The sequence below is a fragment of the Pseudoduganella sp. genome, from assembly GCF_041914865.1.
Lineage (GTDB): Bacteria > Pseudomonadota > Gammaproteobacteria > Burkholderiales > Burkholderiaceae_D > Rugamonas.
In genome coordinates, this window is the sequence record NZ_JAYSCO010000046.1 from 23773 (window position 1) to 43143 (window position 19371).

At 62.5% G+C, this 19371-nt stretch carries 22 protein-coding genes; 18 read left to right on the forward strand and 4 right to left on the reverse strand.

Annotation, left to right across the window (positions count from 1 at the left end; genetic code table 11):
• The first annotated feature begins 45 nt into the window (after positions 1 to 45).
• Both clpB and ACE3TQ_RS19230 read left to right on the forward strand, forming a co-directional pair.
• Positions 46 to 2628, forward strand: a complete 2583-nt coding sequence (gene clpB / locus ACE3TQ_RS19225; protein WP_374583963.1) for an ATP-dependent chaperone ClpB — start codon at positions 46 to 48, stop codon at positions 2626 to 2628.
• Positions 2609 to 3259: an HD family hydrolase gene (locus tag ACE3TQ_RS19230; protein WP_374583965.1), complete on the forward strand. Its 651-nt coding sequence runs from the start codon at positions 2609 to 2611 to the stop codon at positions 3257 to 3259. Before clpB ends, ACE3TQ_RS19230 begins: the two co-directional genes overlap by 20 nt.
• Here ACE3TQ_RS19230 and ACE3TQ_RS19235 read toward each other — a convergent pair.
• Positions 3188 to 3982 (reverse strand): helix-turn-helix transcriptional regulator, encoded by a 795-nt coding sequence (locus tag ACE3TQ_RS19235; protein ID WP_374583967.1) that lies wholly within the window; start codon positions 3980 to 3982, stop codon positions 3188 to 3190. The two genes, ACE3TQ_RS19230 and ACE3TQ_RS19235, sit on opposite strands and share 72 nt — an antisense overlap.
• Positions 3983 to 4081: 99 nt before the next feature.
• On the opposite strand from ACE3TQ_RS19235, the gene ACE3TQ_RS19240 reads away from it, so the two are divergent.
• From ACE3TQ_RS19240 to aceA, 3 genes are all read left to right on the forward strand, one after another.
• Entirely contained in the window at positions 4082 to 5299 is a 1218-nt protein-coding gene (locus ACE3TQ_RS19240; protein ID WP_374583969.1) for an MFS transporter, read from the forward strand.
• Between the two features lie 133 nt (positions 5300 to 5432).
• Positions 5433 to 5927 carry a ribonuclease E activity regulator RraA gene (gene rraA / locus ACE3TQ_RS19245; RefSeq protein ID WP_374583971.1) on the forward strand — a complete coding sequence of 165 codons (495 nt, stop codon included), beginning with the start codon at positions 5433 to 5435 and terminating at the stop codon, positions 5925 to 5927.
• Between the two features lie 234 nt (positions 5928 to 6161).
• A complete protein-coding gene (aceA, locus tag ACE3TQ_RS19250) occupies positions 6162 to 7460 on the forward strand; it encodes an isocitrate lyase (RefSeq protein ID WP_374583973.1) in 1299 nt (432 codons plus the stop codon).
• Here aceA and ACE3TQ_RS19255 read toward each other — a convergent pair.
• A complete protein-coding gene (locus ACE3TQ_RS19255; RefSeq protein ID WP_374583975.1) occupies positions 7444 to 7908 on the reverse strand; it encodes a GNAT family N-acetyltransferase in 465 nt (154 codons plus the stop codon). The two genes, aceA and ACE3TQ_RS19255, sit on opposite strands and share 17 nt — an antisense overlap.
• A gap of 70 nt (positions 7909 to 7978) precedes the next feature.
• Here ACE3TQ_RS19255 and ACE3TQ_RS19260 point away from each other — a divergent pair, with 70 nt between their 5' ends.
• Complete coding sequence (locus tag ACE3TQ_RS19260) at positions 7979 to 8899, forward strand: 23S rRNA (adenine(2030)-N(6))-methyltransferase RlmJ (protein WP_374583977.1); 921 nt, start codon at positions 7979 to 7981, stop codon at positions 8897 to 8899.
• A gap of 54 nt (positions 8900 to 8953) precedes the next feature.
• Complete coding sequence (locus ACE3TQ_RS19265) at positions 8954 to 10234, forward strand: EAL and HDOD domain-containing protein (RefSeq protein ID WP_374583979.1); 1281 nt, start codon at positions 8954 to 8956, stop codon at positions 10232 to 10234.
• Here ACE3TQ_RS19265 and ACE3TQ_RS19270 read toward each other — a convergent pair whose 3' ends face one another.
• Positions 10235 to 10960, reverse strand: a complete 726-nt coding sequence (locus ACE3TQ_RS19270) for an SAM-dependent methyltransferase (protein ID WP_374583981.1) — start codon at positions 10958 to 10960, stop codon at positions 10235 to 10237.
• Between the two features lie 16 nt (positions 10961 to 10976).
• Complete coding sequence (locus tag ACE3TQ_RS19275) at positions 10977 to 11564, reverse strand: Maf-like protein (protein ID WP_374583983.1); 588 nt, start codon at positions 11562 to 11564, stop codon at positions 10977 to 10979.
• Positions 11565 to 11680: 116 nt separating this feature from the next.
• Here ACE3TQ_RS19275 and ACE3TQ_RS19280 point away from each other — a divergent pair, with 116 nt between their 5' ends.
• The 11 genes from ACE3TQ_RS19280 to ACE3TQ_RS19330 form a co-directional block, all read left to right on the forward strand.
• Complete coding sequence (locus ACE3TQ_RS19280; protein WP_374583985.1) at positions 11681 to 12178, forward strand: DUF177 domain-containing protein; 498 nt, start codon at positions 11681 to 11683, stop codon at positions 12176 to 12178.
• 144 nt (positions 12179 to 12322) lie between these two features.
• Positions 12323 to 12505, forward strand: a complete 183-nt coding sequence (gene rpmF / locus ACE3TQ_RS19285) for a 50S ribosomal protein L32 (protein WP_028104096.1) — start codon at positions 12323 to 12325, stop codon at positions 12503 to 12505.
• Between the two features lie 84 nt (positions 12506 to 12589).
• Positions 12590 to 13690: a phosphate acyltransferase PlsX gene (gene plsX, locus ACE3TQ_RS19290; protein ID WP_374583988.1), complete on the forward strand. Its 1101-nt coding sequence runs from the start codon at positions 12590 to 12592 to the stop codon at positions 13688 to 13690.
• On the forward strand, positions 13644 to 14630 hold the full coding sequence (locus tag ACE3TQ_RS19295) for a beta-ketoacyl-ACP synthase III (RefSeq protein WP_374583990.1): 987 nt from the start codon (positions 13644 to 13646) through the stop codon (positions 14628 to 14630). The genes plsX and ACE3TQ_RS19295 overlap by 47 nt, the downstream gene beginning before the upstream one ends.
• A gap of 44 nt (positions 14631 to 14674) precedes the next feature.
• Positions 14675 to 15616 (forward strand): ACP S-malonyltransferase, encoded by a 942-nt coding sequence (gene fabD, locus ACE3TQ_RS19300; RefSeq protein WP_374583992.1) that lies wholly within the window; start codon positions 14675 to 14677, stop codon positions 15614 to 15616.
• A 12-nt stretch (positions 15617 to 15628) separates the two neighbouring features.
• Positions 15629 to 16375 carry a 3-oxoacyl-ACP reductase FabG gene (gene fabG, locus ACE3TQ_RS19305; protein WP_374583994.1) on the forward strand — a complete coding sequence of 249 codons (747 nt, stop codon included), beginning with the start codon at positions 15629 to 15631 and terminating at the stop codon, positions 16373 to 16375.
• A gap of 143 nt (positions 16376 to 16518) precedes the next feature.
• Positions 16519 to 16758: an acyl carrier protein gene (gene acpP / locus ACE3TQ_RS19310; RefSeq protein WP_028104092.1), complete on the forward strand. Its 240-nt coding sequence runs from the start codon at positions 16519 to 16521 to the stop codon at positions 16756 to 16758.
• A 39-nt stretch (positions 16759 to 16797) separates the two neighbouring features.
• A complete protein-coding gene (gene fabF, locus ACE3TQ_RS19315) occupies positions 16798 to 18042 on the forward strand; it encodes a beta-ketoacyl-ACP synthase II (protein WP_374583996.1) in 1245 nt (414 codons plus the stop codon).
• A gap of 84 nt (positions 18043 to 18126) precedes the next feature.
• Positions 18127 to 18510, forward strand: a complete 384-nt coding sequence (locus ACE3TQ_RS19320; RefSeq protein WP_374583998.1) for a protein YgfX — start codon at positions 18127 to 18129, stop codon at positions 18508 to 18510.
• 24 nt (positions 18511 to 18534) lie between these two features.
• Positions 18535 to 19113, forward strand: coding sequence for an RNA polymerase sigma factor RpoE (gene rpoE / locus ACE3TQ_RS19325; protein ID WP_374584000.1), 579 nt, complete (start codon positions 18535 to 18537; stop codon positions 19111 to 19113).
• Positions 19114 to 19125: 12 nt separating this feature from the next.
• A partial coding sequence (locus ACE3TQ_RS19330) for a hypothetical protein (protein WP_374584002.1) occupies positions 19126 to 19371 on the forward strand: 246 nt, incomplete at its 3' end.

The following is a 19371-nucleotide window of genomic DNA, read 5'->3' on the forward strand; positions in this document are numbered from 1 at the left end:
ACGCATCCTTAGATTGTTGTTGACAATGATTCAGGAGCGTTAGACATGCGCCAAGACAAACTTACCACCAAATTGCAAGAAGCCCTCGCCGACGCCCAAAGCCTGGCCGTCGGCAACGACAACCAATACATCGAACCTGCCCACCTGCTGCTGGCTTTGCTGAATCAGGAAGACGGCGGCGCACGCTCGCTGCTGCAGCGCGCCGGCGTCAACGTCGGCGGCCTGGCGCAGGCCCTCAAGCATGCGCTGGAGCGCATGCCCAAGGTCTCGGGCGGCGACGTCACCGTCAGCCGCGAGTTCGTCAACATGCTGAACCAGGCCGACCGCGAAACGCAAAAGCGCGGCGACCAGTTCGTCTCGAGCGAAATGGTGCTGCTGGCCATTTCCGACGACAAATCGGACGCCGGCCGCCTGGCACGCGAGAACGGCCTGCAGCGCAAGGCGCTGGAGACCGCCATCGACGCCGTGCGCGGCGGCTCCAAAGTCGACTCGCAGGAAGCCGAAGGCCAGCGCGAAGCGCTGAAAAAATACACGCTCGACCTGACCGAGCGCGCCCGCATGGGCAAGCTGGACCCGGTCATCGGCCGCGACGACGAAATCCGCCGCGCCATCCAGGTCCTGCAGCGCCGCACCAAGAACAACCCGGTGCTGATCGGCGAACCCGGCGTCGGCAAGACCGCCATCGTGGAAGGCCTGGCGCAGCGCATCGTCAACAACGAAGTGCCCGATTCCCTGCGCGGCAAGCGCGTGCTCTCGCTCGACATGGCGGCCCTGCTGGCGGGCGCCAAATACCGTGGCGAATTCGAAGAGCGCCTGAAAGCCGTGCTGAAAGAGCTGGCGCAGGACGAAGGCCAGACCATCGTCTTCATCGACGAGCTGCACACCATGGTGGGCGCCGGCAAGGCCGAAGGCGCGATGGACGCCGGCAATATGCTGAAGCCTGCGCTGGCGCGCGGCGAGCTGCATTGCCTGGGCGCGACCACGCTCGACGAATACCGCAAGTACATCGAGAAGGATGCCGCGCTGGAGCGCCGCTTCCAGAAGATCCTGGTCGACGAGCCGAGTGTGGAAGCCACCATCGCCATCCTGCGCGGCCTGCAGGACAAGTACGAGCTGCACCACAAGGTGGAAATCACCGACCCCGCCATCATCGCTGCGGCGGAGCTGTCGCACCGCTACATCACCGACCGCTTCCTGCCCGACAAGGCGATTGACCTGATCGACGAAGCCGCTTCCAAGATCAAGATCGAGATCGACTCCAAGCCGGAAGTGATGGACAAGCTGGAACGCCGCCTGATCCAGCTCAAGATCGAGAAGGAAGCCGTCAAGCGCGAGAAGGACGACGCCTCGCGCGCCCGCCTGCAGCTGCTGGACGACGAAATCGCCAAGCTGCAGCGCGAGTACAACGATTATGAGGAAGTGCTGAAGGCCGAAAAGGCCAATGTGCAGGGCACCACCCACATCAAGGAAGAGATCGAGCGCATCAAGCAGCAGATGGAGGAAGCCACGCGCGCCTCCAACTGGCAGCGCGTGTCCGAGCTCCAGTACGGCAAGCTGCCGGAGCTGGAAGCGCAGCTGAAGCACGCCGAATCGGCTGGCGCCGGCGAACAGGCCAGCGACAAGCCCAAGCTGCTGCGCACCCAGGTCGGCGCCGAAGAAATCGCCGAAGTGGTGTCGCGCGCCACCGGCATCCCGGTCTCGCGCATGATGCAGGGCGAGCGCGACAAGCTGCTGCACATTGAAGAAAAGCTGCACGAACGCGTGGTGGGCCAGGACGAGGCGATCAACGCCGTGGCCGACGCCATCCGCCGCTCGCGCGCCGGCCTGTCGGACCCGAACCGTCCGTACGGCTCCTTCATGTTCCTCGGCCCGACCGGCGTCGGCAAGACCGAGCTGACCAAGGCGCTGGCGAACTTCCTGTTCGATTCCGAGGAATCGCTGATCCGCATCGACATGAGCGAATTCATGGAGAAGCACTCGGTGGCGCGCCTGATCGGCGCACCGCCCGGCTACGTGGGCTACGACGAAGGCGGCTACCTGACCGAAGCCGTGCGCCGCAAGCCGTACAGCGTGATCCTGCTGGACGAGATCGAGAAAGCGCACCCGGACGTGTTCAACGTGCTGCTGCAGGTGCTGGACGACGGCCGCATGACGGACGGGCAGGGCCGCACCGTGGACTTCAAGAACACGGTGGTGATCATGACCTCCAACCTCGGCTCGCAGAAGATCCAGTCGCTGGACGAATCCGACCCGGCGGTGGTGAAGCTGGCGGTGATGGCCGAAGTACGCGGCCACTTCCGCCCCGAGTTCATCAACCGCATCGACGAGATCGTGGTGTTCCACGGCCTGGACGACAAGCATATCGGCTCGATTGCCCGCATCCAGCTGCAGATCCTGGAGCAGCGCCTGAAGCGCATGGACATGGGCATGACGGTGACCGACGCCGCCCTGCAGAAGATCGCCGAAGCAGGCTACGACCCGGTCTACGGCGCCCGTCCGCTCAAGCGCGCGGTGCAGCAGCAGATCGAAAACCCGCTCTCGAAGCTGATCCTGGAAGGCCGCTTCGGCCCGAAAGACACGATCCGCATCGACGCCGAAGGCAGCGAACTTGTCTTCAACAAGGCTTGATCCTGCCCGCCTGGCCGGCCGCCTCGCGTTCCTGCGCGAGGCGGAGCGGCTGAAAAGCGTGCTGCGCAGCGGCTTCACCTCGTCCGGCCGCGCCGAGTCGACGGCGGAGCACAGCTGGCGCCTGACGCTGATGGCGCTGGTCTTCGCCGACGAGCTGCCCGGCCTCGACCTCGCCCGCGTGCTCAAGCTGTGCGTGGTGCACGACCTGGGCGAAGCCATCCACGGCGACATCCCCGCCATCCACCAGCACGCCCACCCGGACAAGGCGGCCCAGGAACGGGCCGACCTGCAGACGCTCACGCGCGACCTCGACGCAGCGCTGCGCGCCGACATCATCGCCCTGTGGGACGAATACGAAGCCGCCGCCACGCCCGAAGCCAAGGCCGTGAAAGCCTTCGACAAGCTGGAGACGATCCTGCAGCACAACCAGGGCGACAACCCGCCCGACTTCGACTACGCCTTCAACCTGGACTACGGCCGCCAGCACACCGCGAGCGAGCCGCTGTTCGCCGCACTGCGTGCCATGCTCGACCGCGAGACCGCCGCCCGCGCCGCCGCCTCAATCCTGGCGCGCGAAGAACTCGGTGGGCGGGACGCCGAAGGTCTTGCGGAACATGGCCGTAAAGGCTGACTGGCTCGCATAGCCCAGCGCATCGGCCACCTGCGCCAGCGGCATGCCGCTGGCAATCAGCGGCGCCGCATGCGCCAAGCGCGCCTGCTGGCGCCACTGGCCGAAGCTCATCCCCAGCTCCTTCTCGAACAAGCGCGCCAGCGTGCGCTCCGACGCCCCCACGCTGTGCGCCCATTGCTCCAGCGTCTGGGGCGAGCCCGGCTCGGCCAGCAGGCTGTCGCACAAACTGCGCAAGCGCTTATCGCGCGGCATCGGCACGCGGATGGGGCGCGTGGCCAGCTTCGGCAGCTCGTCCAGGATCAGGTTGCCGATCAGCTGCGAGCGATGGCTCGGCACCTCCGGATCCTCCTGCTCCAGCGCCATGACCAGCTCGCGCAGCAGCGGCGACACCGTCAGCACCTTGCACGGCTCGCCGGGGAAGGGATCGAAGGACGACGCCACGTACACCGGCCGCAGGCGCGCCGTCTCGATCACCGTCAGAGAATGCTCGACGTTGGGCGCCGTCCAGATGGCCCGCTGCGGCGGCACGATCCAGCTGCTATCGAGCGCATTGAGCCGGATCACCCCCTCCAGGGCCAGCGTCAACTGTGCACAATCATGGCTGTGCGGCTGCAGGGAGCGGGCGCTGGCCAGGTCGCGCGCGATCATGGTGACCGGCTGCACCTCGGTTGGCTCGCGGCGGCTTTCATGGGGACCGGTATGGGTGACGATGGCGACAGGCATGGGATGGCGGTTTTGCGATAAATGATGTCATCCTAGCTCAAAACAGACGCGGCAGGTTTTTCTACAATGTTTTCATTCTTCAAATGAATGAGGCAAGGAATGGACAAGCAAACCTTACGCAACGACGCCCGCGTGATCGGCCTGGTGGGCCTGGCGCATGGCGTGTCGCACTTTTACCACCTGATCCTGGCTGCGCTCTTCCCGTGGCTGAAAACCGCCTTCGAGCTCAGCTACTCCCAGCTGGCACTGCTGATGACGGTGTTCTTTGTGGTCTCCGGCATTGGCCAGGCGCTGGCCGGCTTCGTGGTCGACCGTGTCGGCGCACGGCGCGTGCTGTTCTCCGGCATGGCCATGCTCGGGGTATCGGCCCTGGTGCTGTCGAACGCACAGAACTACGCCGGCCTGGTGGCGGGCGCACTGCTGGCTGGCATGGGCAACAGCATCTTCCACCCCGCCGACTACACCATCCTCAACCAGCGCGTGTCACGCGAGCGCGTCGCCCACGGCTTCTCCGTGCACGGCCTGAGCGGCAGCATCGGCTGGGCCGCCGCACCCGTATTCATGACCGGCGTCGCCGTAGCCAGCGACTGGCGCACCGCCTTGCTCTCCGCCGCCGCGCTGCCGGCGATCGTGCTCGCCATCCTGTGGATCAACCGCGAAGCACTGCGGCCCGACCCGATCGTACGCCACCCGGCAGGCGCCGCCCAGGAAGGCTCGTTCGACTTCCTGCGCCTGCCATCGGTATGGATGTGTTTCGCCTTCTTCTTCCTGACCGCGCTGGCACTGGGCGGCATCCAAAGCTTCTCCACCACCGGGCTGGTCAAGCTATACGGCATGTCGCTCGCGCTCGCCACCAGCGCATTCACCGCCTACATGCTTGCGTCCGCGCTTGGCATGCTGCTGGGCGGCTTCCTCGCCTCCGGCCGCAAGAACCACGACCGCACGATTGCCATTGCGTTCGCCCTGGCCGCCGTACTCGCGCTGGCGCTGGGGCTGGTGATCGTGCCCGCCTGGGGCGCGGTCGTGATGATGGCCCTGGTCGGCTTCTTCTCCGGCATCGCCGGCCCCTCGCGCGACCTGATGATCCGCGCCGCCGCCCCGAAAAATGCCACTGGCCGCGTGTACGGCGTCGTCTATTCCGGCCTCGACAGCGGCCTCTCGGTAGGCCCCCTGATGTTTGGATTGATGATGGACGCCGGCAAACCCTCCCTGGTATTCGCCACGATTGCCTTCTTCCTCCTGCTCGCCATCGCCACCGCCACCGGCGTCGGCACCCGCACCCGCAAATTCAGCCCCCAAATTCGGGGTCAGGTCTGACATTCGGACACGGAGTAGCAAAGTTTGATATATCTCAATACGCAAAATCGACCGGATTTGCGTATTGAGGTAGATCAAAGATATTGTTTGGGTGTCCGATTGTCAGACCTGACCCCGAATTTTGGAGAGTGAAATGAACTTTGCTACGACCGATCTGTGCGATGACAACCCTGGTTTGCTGGAGGACGGCTCCTTGACCGTGTTGCCTCCGGTGTTCCATCACTTCGGCAAGCGGGCGCGCTTTGCGGGGCCGGCGGTGACCTTGAAGGTGCATGAGGATAATGCGCTAGTGCGGGCTACCCTGGAAACGCCGGGCGAGGGCAGGGTGCTGGTGGTGGATGGGGGCAGCAGCTTGCGCCGGGCTTTGGTGGGTGGGCAGCTGGGCTTGCTGGCACAGGATAATGGCTGGGCCGGGGTCATCGTCGATGGCTGCGTGCGCGATAGCGTGGAGCTGGCGCAGTGCGATGTCGGCATCATGGCGCTGGCTACGCATCCGCAACGCAGCGCGCGTGAGGGTGTCGGCAAGCGCGATGTGGTGGTGCAGTTCGGTGGCGTGCCGATCGCGCCGGGCGATTGGATTTACGCGGATGCGGATGGCATCCTGGCGTCGCGCCGTAAACTTGTGTAAGCCTTCCATAATGTGAAACGCTCGTTTCATGCAATGAAAAGTGCAGCATTTCAACAAAGGCTGTTTCTCTCGAACTGAGAAACAGCTTTCCGCATCATGCAATATTTGGCTTAAGTATTTGATTATGCTTAAGTAAAAAGTGCTTATATGTCTTATATAAGACATGTGGTGCACTGAACAATTGCGCCTAAGATATCCCTAACAGGCTTTTATACGCACTTAAGGGGATAAATCATGGCTACTCGTGCCGAACAAATCGCTGCTTTGCAGCATGACTGGGAGTCCAATCCGCGTTGGGCGGGCGTGACCCGTGCCTATACGGCGGAGGATGTGGTGCGCTTGCGCGGTTCGCTGCAGGTCGAGCATACGCTGGCCAGGCGGGGTGCCGAGAAGCTGTGGGCGCTGCTGAATAATGAGCCGTTTGTGAATGCGCTTGGGGCGCTGACCGGTAACCAGGCGATGCAGCAGGTGAAGGCGGGCTTGAAGGCGATTTATCTGTCGGGCTGGCAGGTGGCGGGCGATGCGAACCTGGCGGGGGAGATGTACCCTGACCAGTCGCTGTATCCGGCCAATTCGGTGCCGATGGTGGTGCGGCGCATTAACAATACCTTCCAGCGTGCGGACCAGATCCAGTGGTCGGAGGGGCGGGATGATATCGATTTCTTTGCGCCTATCGTGGCGGATGCGGAGGCGGGCTTCGGTGGCGTGCTGAATGCGTTCGAGCTGATGAAGGCGATGATCGAGGCGGGTGCGTCGGGCGTGCATTTCGAGGATCAGCTGGCGTCGGTGAAGAAGTGCGGCCATATGGGCGGCAAGGTGCTGGTGCCGACGCGTGAGGCGGTGGAGAAGCTGACCGCGGCGCGCCTGGCGGCGGATGTGATGGGGACTTCGACCCTGGTTATCGCGCGTACCGATGCGGAGGCGGCGGATCTGCTGACGTCGGATGTCGATGCTAACGATAAGCCTTTCTGCACCGGAGAGCGTACCGTAGAGGGCTTCTTTAAGGTGCGGAATGGGCTGGAGCAGTCGATCGCGCGCGCTTTGGCGTATGCGCCTTACGCGGACCTGGTGTGGTGCGAGACGGGCAAGCCTGACCTGGCCTTTGCGAAGGCCTTTGCGGAGGCGGTGCATGAGAAGTTCCCGGGCAAGATGCTGGCCTATAACTGTTCGCCGTCGTTCAATTGGAAGAAGAACCTGGATGATGCGACCATCGCGCGCTTCCAGAAGGAGCTGGGGGCTATGGGCTATAAGTTCCAGTTCATTACCCTGGCGGGTTTCCATTCGCTGAATTACGGCATGTTCAACCTGGCGCATGGCTATGCGCGGCGCCAGATGTCGGCTTTCGTGGAGTTGCAGGAGGCGGAGTTCGCGGCGGCGGAGAAGGGCTTCACGGCGGTGAAGCATCAGCGCGAAGTCGGTACCGGCTATTTCGATGCGGTGACGCAGGCGATCCAGCAGGGCCAGTCGTCAACCACGGCGCTGCATGGTTCGACGGAGGATGAGCAGTTCTTCGACGCTAAGAAGGTTGCCTGACCATGTGCACGCAGTCCAGCAGCACGCCGCTTGGGTGCGGGTATTGCGTGCTTTGTGCGGCGCGGTAGCCGGCGGCGCGGTAGAAGGGAACTGCGCTCAGGGAGGCGTATAGGTGCAGCTTCCCTGGCTGCGCTGCCATCTGTTCGAGGGCGTGCAGCAGGGCTTTGCCGATACCTTGCCCGCCGTATTGCGGGTCGACGAAGACGGCGTCCACTTCGTTATTGGCCTGGTCGAGGATGGCGTAGCCGGCGAGTGCGCCATGCAGGCTGGCTTTGATGCCGCCGCCTTGCTGCAGCAGTTCCGGGTAGCGGGCGGGCGCTGGGGATGCGGCCCAGGCGTCGAGGACGGCTGGGGCGTAGTGGCCGGCGCACTGTGTGCGCAGGGCGCGTGTGCGCAGCGCCCATAAGGCGGGAATGTCTGCGGGACTGGCGGGTTGGAGGGTGAGCATGGGGCTAGTGTAACGCGGCCGGGTGTGCGCATGAGATAATGCGGGTTAATCTTCATTTATCGCATTCCCTATGTTTAGTTATCGCCACGCATTCCATGCCGGCAATCATGCCGACGTCCTTAAGCACTTTGTCCTGGTCCAGGTCCTGGAGTACCTGAACCAGAAGGATGTCGCCTATACCTATATCGACACGCATGCCGGCGCCGGCGTGTATTCGCTGGACAGCGCCCAGGCGACCAAGACCGCTGAATTTGAAACCGGCATCGGTCCGTTGTGGGACCGCGATGATCTGCCGGAGCCGCTGGCGGAGTATGTGCAGCTGGTGAAGGATATGAACCCGAGCGGCAAGCTGCGCTTCTATCCCGGTTCGCCTTATTGCGCGGAGATCGTGGCGCGCGAGGAGGATCGCATCCGCCTGTTCGAGCTGCACCCTTCCGATGCCAAGATCCTGGAGGATAACTTCCGCAAGCTGGAGCAGCACCAGGCGGCCAATGGCCGTCGTCCGGCGGCGCGCGGCAAGCGGGTGATCGTGAACAAGGCGGATGGCTTCCTGGGCGTGAAGGCGCTGCTGCCGCCGCCGTCGCGCCGTGGCATCGTGCTGTGCGATCCGCCTTACGAGGATAAGCAGGACTATAAGAAGGTGACCGATATGCTGGGCGATGCGTTGAAGCGCTTCCCGACCGGCACGTATGCGGTCTGGTATCCGGTGCTGCAGCGCATCGAGGCGCGCAACTTTGCGGAGCGCCTGAAGCATCTGCCGGCCAAGAGCTGGCTGAATGTGACCTTGTGCATCAATACGCCGACGCCGGATGGCATCGCGCTGCATACCAGCGGCATGTTCCTGCTTAACCCGCCGTACACGCTGGAGCCGATGCTGCGCCAGGTGATGCCTTACCTGGTGCAGGTGCTGGGCCGCGATTCGGGCGCGCAATTCACGCTGGAGAGTGGCGAGGTCGCCACAGGTAAGAAGGGTGCGTCCAAAACTGCGTAAAAATGTTGTCAGGACTACACAAAAAGGTATAGTCTTGTAACTATGAGTTTAGCAATGGGGAAACCCATGACCGCCGTGGCGCAGAATGAAGTGCAGCTTCCAATGCCGTATGCGAACCAGTTCTTCCTGGCACGGCAACCTATCCTCAATCGTTCCCAGCGGCTCGTGGCCTACGAGCTGCTTTACCGAAATGCCGAGGTCCACGAAGCGCGTGTGACCGATGGCACCCATGCCACCGCTTCCGTGATCGCCCATGCTTCCGAGCTGGGCATGGAGCAGGTCGTGGGCGACCAGCTGGCCTTCGTCAATGTCGATACGACGGGGCTGATGAGCGATTTTATTCATTTCCTGCCGAACGATAAGGTGATCCTGGAAGTGCTGGAGTCGGTCGAGCCGACGCCGGAGGTGTTGAACCGCTTGCGGGAGTTGAAGCAGGCCGGCTATAAGTTTGCGCTGGACGATGTGGCGGGCGAGAGCGCGACGGTGGAGGCGCTGCGGCCGTTGATGGATGTGATCAAGGTCGACCTGAAGCAGATCGAACGCGGCAGCCTGCCGGCCCTGGCGCGCAGCCTGCGCAATCCGAACCAGAAGCTGCTGGCGGAGAAGGTGGAGACGGTCGAGGAGTTCCGCGAGTGCATGGACCTGGGCTTTGAGTATTTCCAGGGCTATTACTTTGCGCGGCCGGTGATTTTGAGCGGCAAGAAGATTGCGCCGTCACAGCTGTCCATCATGAAGCTGCTCGACCTGCTGAACCGCGATGCGGACCAGCGCGAGGTGGAGCGCAGCGTCAAACATGATCCTTTGATTTCTCTGAACCTGCTGCGGCTGGTGAATACGCCGGCGGTGGGGGCGCGTTTCCGCATCAACTCGGTCGGCCATGCGCTGATCGTGCTGGGGCGGCGCCAGCTGCAGCGCTGGCTGCAGATCCTGCTGTATGTGAAGGGGGCGGAGTTCGATTCGCCTTTGCTGCAGATGGCGACCACGCGCGGCAAGACCATGGAGCTGGTGATGGGCCATGTGCGTCCGGCGGAGAAGGTGGCGGCCGATATCGGTTTTACGGTCGGCATCATGTCGCTGATGGATGCGCTGTTCTCGGTGCGCATGGGCGAGATCCTTGATTGCGTCAATGTGCTGGACGAGGTGCGCGATGCCTTGCTGCACCGTGAGGGCGACTATGGCGACGTGCTGCGCCTGATCGAATTGATCGAGCGGGCGCAGGAGGGGCAGGAGCTGACCGGCATCCTGCATAAGCTGGAGCTGGCGCCGTCGGCGCTGTATGCCTTGCAGCGCGAGGCCTTTGAGTGGGTGAACGAGTACGCCCACCACGTTGCTTAGTTACTGGGCCAGCAGCAGGAAGACCGTTGGTTTCTTGTGGAAGTCCGGCGCCTTGCCGGCAGTGAGCTGGCTTTTCCATTGCGCGCCCGTCTGGGTGCGGATCGTTTCCGTTGGCAGGCTGATGTCGGTGGCCACGCAAATCAGCGTGGTGCCGGCGCATGCGCTGACCAGTGCTTCCAGCATGGCGGCGTTGCGGTAGGGCGTTTCGATGAACAGCTGCGTCTGCTTTTCCTGGCGCGAACGGGTTTCCAGGTCTTTCAGGCGCTTGGCGCGCTGCGCGGCGTCGGTCGGCAGGTAGCCGTTGAAGGCGAAGCTTTGGCCGTTCAGGCCGCTGGCCATGACGGACATCAGGATGGAGGAGGGGCCGACCAGCGGGCGTATCGGAATGCCGTGGGCGTGCGCCAGGCGCACCAGGTCGGCGCCGGGGTCGGCCACGGCCGGCACGCCGGCTTCGGACAGCAGGCCGACGTCATGGCCGGCTTGCAGCGGCGCGAGCAGGGCTTGCAGGGCTTGCGCGGGGGTGTTGATGTTAAGCTCGCTGATCGCGATTTCCTGGATCGGCTTGGCGGTGCCGACCTGCTTCAGGAAGGCGCGCGCGGTTTTGGCGTTTTCGGCGACGAAGTGGCCCAGCTCGGAGGTCAGTTGCTGTACGTGCTGGGGGATGACCTGGTCCAGCGATTCGGTGGGGCCGAGCGTATTGGGGATGAGGTAGAGGGTGCCGTTCATAGTTTCTTGTCAGGTTTCAGCGGAAAAAGCCCACGCCGGCGGCGCGCAGCATGCCGGTCAGTGCAATCAGAGGCAATCCGGTGAGCGCCGTCGGGTCGCTGGAATCAATGCGTTCGAGGATGGCGATGCCTAGCGCCTCATTTTTGGCACTTCCGGCACAATCATAGGGCTGCTCGATGCGCAAATAGGCGTCCAGCTCCTCATCCGGCAAATCGCGGAACTTGACCACGGTTTGCACATCTTCCAGCTGGTGCGTGTTGTTGCGTCCATCCCACAGGCAGAGCGCGGTGTGGAAGATGACCTCGCGGCCGCGCATTTTCTGCAATTGGGCCAGGGCGTTGGCATGGTTGCCAGGTTTGCCGATTTGTTCATCGTCGAGCGTGGCGACCTGGTCGGAGCCTATCACCAGTGCGCCGGGGTGGCGTGCCGCGACGGCGGCGGCCTTTTCGCGCGCCAGGCGCAGGGCGGTGGCGGCGGGTGTTTCGCCGGCGTGCGGGCTTTCGTCGATGTCGGGCACGTCCACGCCGAACGGCAGTTGCAGGCGGCCCAGCAGCTCGCGGCGATAGGCCGAGCTGGAGGCAAGTATGATGTCAGTTGTTTTCATCAGGGAAATGTTATATGCTCTCTGCGCCTGTCAAACAGCGCGAAAAATGCGCAAGTCTTTGACGCGGCGTGGAAAATCCTGTTATTATCGCAGGTTTTCGAGGGAAATTTTAGCCAATGAATGCTTTTGAGATCGACGCCTTTGAATTTTGTCGGACCAACAGCAGCCGTGAAGGAGTCACTCCTGTCGCTGAAATGACCCGACTGAGCAAGGAATGCGCGGACCCATCCGGTGAGGTGACCTGGAAAGTGGAAGGCGGTTCCAGCAAACAGGGCTTCCCGCAGATGCGCCTGACCGTTGCCGGCGACGTGCAACTGGTGTGCCAGCGCTGCCTGACCCCGTTTGGCTACAAAATCGATTCGTCCACTGTCCTGATGCTCGGTAAAGACGATGCTGACGCGGACGAGATCGAAGAAATCATTGATGATGAAAGCATCGACGTCATCGTCGGTGCCCGCTCCATGAATCTCATGGACCTGGTGGAAGACGAGGCCCTGCTGGCCTTGCCTCAAGCGCCGAAACACGAAGTATGTCCTGATACTTCGCTGGTCGACAGCGCTAAGAGCGAGAAGGCATCGCCCTTCGCAAGCCTGAAGGGCTTGAAAGCAAACTAAACGAATTAAATCAGTTTTGTAGTAGTAAAGAACGTGTCAAAACGCGTGCAGTAATCGAGTTTGGCATGGATGTAGAAGCTCGATTCGCATGTTTTTGCGCATCGGATGTGTTAAAATCTTAGAACTTTAGTATTAGGAGTCATCATGGCTGTTCAACAGAACAAGAAATCCCCATCGAAGCGCGGCATGCACCGTTCGCACGATTTCCTGGTTGCACCGAACCTGGCAGTAGAGCCAACCACCGGTGAAACCCACCTGCGTCACCACATTTCGCCTAACGGCTTCTATCGTGGTCGCAAAGTGCTGAAGACCAAGAACGACGAGTAATCGACGTTTTTTGCTTCGGCTACAAGACAAAGCGGTGCTACGCAGGTCCCCTGACGTCGCGCCGCTTTTTCTTTGAGTTATACAATGACAATCAAAATCTCTATCGACTGCATGGGTGGCGACCACGGCCCCTCAGTCACGATTCCCGCCGCACTTTCCTTCCTTAAGCACGAACCAAACGCCGAGCTGATCCTCGTCGGCCTGGAAGACGTTATTCGCGCTGAACTGAAGAAGCACCACGCCGACGCCGAGCCGCGTCTCACTATCCTTCACGCTTCCGAACAGGTCACCATGGATGACCCGCTCGAGGTCGCTTTGCGCCGCAAGAAGGATTCGTCGATGCGCGTGGCGATCGAGCAGGTCAAGTCCTGCAATGCCGCGGCCTGCGTCTCCGCCGGCAATACCGGCGCCCTGATGGCGGTCTCGCGCTATGTGCTGAAGACCATGCCGGGCGTCGACCGTCCCGCCATCTGCAGCATCTTGCCGAACCAGAAGAACGGCCCAACCTATGTGCTGGACCTGGGTGCCAACGTGGATTGCGAACCGCATCACCTGCACCAGTTCGCCATTATGGGTTCGGTGCTGTGCCAGGCTGCCGAAGGCATTGAGCGCCCGACCATCGGCCTGCTGAATGTGGGCACCGAAGACATCAAGGGCAATGAAGTGGTCAAGGCGACGGCTGAACTGCTGAAGGCCGACCATGCGCGCGGCGCCCTGAATTTCCACGGCAACGTGGAAGGCAATGACATTTTCAAAGGCACCGCCGATGTGGTGGTGTGCGACGGCTTCGTCGGCAACGTGACGCTGAAGGCGGTGGAAGGCCTGGCGCGTTTCGTGAAGACGGTGCTGACGACCGAGTTCAAGCGAAACCCGATCACCATGCTGGGTGCGTTGATCGCACGCAGCGCGCTGCGCCAGATCGGCAATCGCCTGAATCCTGCCCGCTATAACGGCGCTGGCCTGCTGGGCCTGCGCGGCCTGGTGTTCAAGAGCCATGGCGGGGCGGAGGCGGAGGCCTATGAATGGGCGATCCGTCGTGCATATGATGCGGCGAAAAACAATGTACAAGAGCACCTGTCGGCCATGATCGCCGAACTGATGCCACAAGAAGAGCCGACAACCGAAACGAGAGACACGCATGACCCTGTACAGCAAGATCGTAGGCACGGGCAGCTACCTGCCTGAGAAACGCGTCACCAATGATGAACTGGCCGCCCAGCTGGCAGCCAAGGGCATCGAAACCTCGGACGAGTGGATTGTGTCGCGCAGCGGCATTTCCGCTCGCCACTATGCGGAGCCGGAGCAGGCGTCGTCCGACCTGGGCGTGATCGCTGCCCGGCGCGCGCTGGAGATGGCCGGCATGCAGCCGGACGATATCGACCTGATCATCGTTGCCAGCTCCACCCCTGATTTCTACGGCAGCTTCCCGAGCACGGCCTGCATCGTGCAGAAGAAGCTGGGCATGAGCAACAACTGCGCGGCAGTCGATGTGCAGGCTGTGTGCAGCGGCTTTGTCTACGCTGTGGCGACGGCCGACAGCTTCATCAAGTCCGGCATGCACAAGAATGTGCTGGTGATCGGCGCCGAAGTATTCTCCCGCATCCTGAATTTCGAAGACCGCACCACCTGCGTGCTGTTTGGCGATGGCGCCGGCGCCATTGTCATGAGCGCGTCGCAAGAGCCGGGTATCCTGGCCTGCAAGCTGCATGCCGATGGCCGCCATTCCGATGTGCTGCGCGTTCCGGGCAGCCTGTCGAATGGTGCGATTGCCGGCAGCGCCTTCCTGTACATGGACGGCCAGGCGGTGTTCAAGCTGGCGGTGTCGGTGCTGGAGAAGGTGGCTTATGAGGCGCTGGAAGCGGCCAATATGAGCTCGGACCAGATCGACTGGCTGATCCCGCACCAGGCCAATATCCGCATCATGAACGGCACCGCCAAGAAGCTGGGCATGGGGCCGGAGAAGATGGTGGTGACCGTGGACCAGCATGGCAATACCTCGGCCGCCTCGATCCCGCTGGCGCTGGATGTCGCGGTGCGCGATGGCCGCGTGAAGAAGGGCGATGTGGTGATGATGGAAGGTGTAGGCGGTGGCTTCACCTGGGGTGCCGTACTAGCCCGAATGTAATAAAATGCAGTCCTTTTTAGAATAAGAAGTCTAAAGGTTGAAAGATGAATAAATTTGCTTTCGTGTTCCCAGGCCAGGGTTCCCAGGCCGTGGGCATGATGGAAGGCTTTGCCGGCAACCCGGTGGTCGCACAGACCCTTGCCGAAGCTTCCGATGCATTGCAGTTTGACCTGGCGAAGCTGATCGCCGAAGGTCCAAAAGAAGAACTCGACCTGACCACCAACACCCAGCCGGTCATGCTGACCGCTGCCGTGGCAGCTTACCGCGCCTGGATCGCCGCCGGCGGTCCGGTGCCGACCGTGGTGGCCGGCCACTCGCTGGGCGAGTACTCGGCCCTGGTGGCGGCGGGCGTGATTTCCTTCAAGGATGCCGTGCCGCTGGTGCGCTTCCGCGCGCAAGCCATGCAGGAAGCCGTGCCGGTGGGGCAGGGCACCATGGCTGTGATGCTGGGCCTGTCCGACGAGGACGTGCGCGCCGCCTGCGCCGAAGCCGCGGCTGCCGTGCCGGGCGAAATCGTGGAAGCGGTTAACTACAATGCGCCAGCCCAGGTTGTTGTGGCCGGTCATACCGCCGCCGTCGACAAGGCTTGCGAAATCGCCAAGGCGAAAGGTGCCAAGCGCGCCATGCGCCTGCCAGTGTCGGCGCCGTTCCACAGCTCGCTGCTCAAGCCTGCTTCGGACCGCCTGCGCGAGTACATGGCTTCGATCCACTTCAATGCGCCGCAAATCCCGCTGATTAATAATGTGGACGTGGCTGTGCTGAACGACCCGGCATCGATCAAGGATGCGCTGGTGCGCCAGGCTGCCTCGCCAGTGCGCTGGGTGGAAACGATGCAGAAAGTGGCTGCCGATGGCATCACGAATGTGGTTGAATGCGGTCCGGGCAAGGTCCTGATGGGCCTGGCCAAGCGTATCGACAGCAACCTGGTGGGTGAGGCCATCTACGACCAGGCTACCCTCGAGCGCATGCTGGAAACCCTCAAATAAAAAAGGATAAAAATGACTCTCGCTAAGCAAGTAGCACTGGTGACCGGCGCCTCGCGCGGCATCGGCAAGGCCATCGCGCAGGAACTGGCGCGCCAGGGTGCCATCGTGATCGGCACCGCCACCAGTGAATCCGGCGCGCAAGCCATTTCCGCCTACCTGGCCGAGATCGGCGCCGAAGCCGGCAAGGGCATGGTGCTGAACGTGACCAACGCCGAGCAGTGCGCCGCCATCATCGATGAGATTGCGAAGACCTACGGCGCCGTTGGCATCCTGGTCAACAACGCCGGCATCACCCAGGACAACCTGGCCATGCGCATGAAGGACGAGGAGTGGGACAGCGTGATCGCCACCAACCTGACGTCGGTGGGCCGCCTGTCGCGCGCCGTCCTGCGCGGCATGATGAAAGCGAAAACTGGGCGTATTATTAACATCACCTCCGTGGTCGCATCGGCCGGCAATCCAGGCCAGATGAACTATGCTGCCGCCAAGGCTGGCGTCGAGGGCATGACCCGCGCCCTGGCCCGTGAAATCGGCAGCCGCAACATTACCGTCAACAGCGTCGCCCCTGGTTTCATCGATACCGATATGACCAAGGCGCTGGGCGAAGACCAGCATACAGCCCTGCTGACCCAGATCCCGCTGGGCCGTTTGGGCCAGCCGGAAGATATTGCCGCCGCCGTTGCTTTCCTGGCTTCGCCAGCCGCTGCATATATTACCGGTACCACCCTGCACGTTAATGGTGGTATGTATATGAATTGATACGAAAGTGCGGCATAATGCCGCACGATCGCATCATTTAATAGTGATTTCAACGTAGATCAAATCAAACGCTGAAATTAGTTTATCGGCGCGCAAACCTGCTAAAATGCGCGCTTTCCGTAACAACATATTGGAGCCATAACATGTCGGATATCGAACAACGCGTTAAGAAAATCGTCGCTGAACAACTGGGCGTCGCTGAAGCAGACATCAAGAACGAATCCTCCTTCGTCGACGACCTGGGCGCCGATTCCCTCGACACCGTTGAGCTGGTAATGGCACTGGAAGACGAGTTCGAAATGGAAATCCCAGACGAACAAGCTGAAAAGATCACCACCGTGCAGCAAGCGATCGACTACGCAACTGCACACGTCAAGGCCTAATCAGCCCGCTGACTCTCCGATCCACTCCGGGAGACTCGCTTGAGTTCTAAAAACCGTCGTGTAGTGGTTACCGGTCTTGGTGTGATTTCCCCCGTCGGCAACACCGTTGCCGACGCGTGGAAAGCCATCACCGAGAGCAAATCCGGGATCGCTAACATTACCAGTTTTGACGCGTCGGCCTTCTCCACCCGCTTCGCGGGCGAAGTGAAGGGCTTCAGCGTCGAGGAATACCTCGATGCGAAAGAAGCGCGTCACATGGATAAATTTATCCATTTCGGCATGGCAGCAGGCATCCAGGCTATCCAGGATTCCGGCATCGCTGTGACTGAGGAAAACGCCGACCGTATCGGCGTCATCATTGGTTCCGGTATCGGCGGCCTGCCGATGATCGAAGCACAGAAGGAAGATTACGACAAGCGCGGTCCGCGCCGTATCTCCCCGTTCTTCGTACCGGCCTCCATTATCAATATGATTTCCGGCAACCTGTCGATCAAGTACGGCATGCGCGGTCCCAACCTGTCCATCGTGACGGCTTGCACCACCGGCCTGCACTCGATCGGCGCGGCGGCACGCCTGATTGAATACGGCGATGCGGATGTCATGATCGCCGGCGGCGCGGAATCGACCGTGTCGCCGCTGGGCCTGGGCGGCTTTGCCTCGGCTCGTGCACTGTCCTCGCGCAACGACGACCCAGCTACCGCCTCCCGCCCATGGGACAAGGACCGCGACGGTTTCGTGCTGGGCGAAGGCGCCGGCGTCATGGTGCTGGAAGAGTACGAACACGCGAAAGCGCGCGGCGCCAAGATCTACGCGGAACTGCTGGGCTTTGGCATGAGCGCCGATGCGTATCACATGACCTCGCCTCTGGAAGACGGCGCTGGTGGCAGCAAGTCGGCGCAGAACGCGATCCGCAACGCTGGCATCAACCCAGACCAGGTGAATTATGTGAACGCGCACGGCACCTCGACCCCGCAGGGGGACGTGGCGGAAGTGCAGGGCATCAAGCGCACTTTCGGCGACCACGCCAAGAACCTGGTTGTCAGCTCCACCAAGTCGGCCACCGGCCACCTGCTGGGCGGTGCTGGCGGCCTGGAGTCGGTGTTCACGGTACTGGCGATCCACCACCAGGTGATCCCGCCAACCATCAACCTGTTCAACCAGGATCCGGCATGCGATCTGGACTTCTGCGCCAATACCGCGCGCAGCGCCACGATCAACTATGCGCTGAAGAACTCCTTCGGCTTCGGCGGTACCAACGGCAGCCTGCTGTTCGCTAAAGTCTAAACGGAACTTCCCAGCCTCGCCCCGGTCATAGCACCGGGGCGAGCGCTTCTGCTGTACCCCCCCCCAGAAAAACGAAAAATCCTTATGTCGATCGCGGCATCTGTCGCTGTCCGGGCGTCGCCATGCCTGCGCGTGTTGCGGGCAGGATTTGTTGCGTCCGTGCTGGCCGTGGCGGCCTGGAGCGGCTGGCTGCTGCCGGCCGCCGCCCTGCTGGCAGGACTGCGGCGCGATGTCAATTGCAGTCACATTGATATTTCCGGTGTCGGAGTTTTGCGGCTGACGGTATACCAGCAACAGTACCGGGCGCGGCTGCTGCGCGACTGCACTCTGTGGCCGTGCGCCTTGCTGCTGCATGCGGAGCTGGACGATGGCCGGCGCCTGTGGCTGGTCCTGCTGCCGGACTGCGTGGCGGGCGGCGCATGGCGCTGCCTGCAGGCGGCGGTGCGGGCGCAGCTGCAAAAAATATGAACCATTCTTCGCGGGGCTGCTCTTATGAAGGTGGACCCAGATCGAGAGCTGGTGGAGCGGGCCCGGGCCGGGGAGCGGGCGGCGTTCGACCAGCTGGTGGCACGCTACCAGCGCCGCCTGCTGCGGCTGGTGCTGCGGCTGCTGCGCGACCAGGCCGAGGCGGAGGATGTGGTGCAGGAGACTTTCCTCAAGGCTTACCGCGCCTTGCCGCGCTTCCGCGGCGAGGCGGCGTTCTATACCTGGCTGTACCGGATTGCGGTGAACGGGGCGCGCAACGCCATCCTGCGGCGCCGGCAGCGCAGCGGACCGCAGGGCATCGCGCCATCGCAGGCGCCGGCACCGCCGCCCGAGATCGGTACGCCGGAGTCGATGTTGCTCAGCAAGCAGGTGATGCGGGCCATCGACGCGGCGCTGGAGGCCTTGCCGCTGGAGTTGCGTACCGCCATTGTGCTGCGGGAAATCGAGGGCTTGAGTTATGAGGAAATTGCGCAAATCATGGAGTGTCCGCTGGGAACTGTGCGGAGCCGTATCTTCCGGGCGCGCGAGGCGATTGCGCGGCGCCTGCGGCCTTTGCTCGATTTGCCGGTCGATAAGCGTTGGTGAGGGGGAGGGGGCATGATCTTGCTGCCGGATGAGGACGGGCTGCCTGTGGCGGCCCAGGTCAATGCCCTGATCGGGGAGGCATTGCGGCAAAGCGTAGCCGAGGCCGAGCCGGGACCGGATTTTGCCGCGCGGCTGGCGGCCGCGCTCGACGCGGCGGCCGGGGGCGCGGCCGGCGGCGGCGTGGGCGGCGCGCCGCATGGCGCGGCTGGCGGGCTGGTATGCGGCAGCGCCGACGGCGGGCAACTGGGCGGGGAGGCC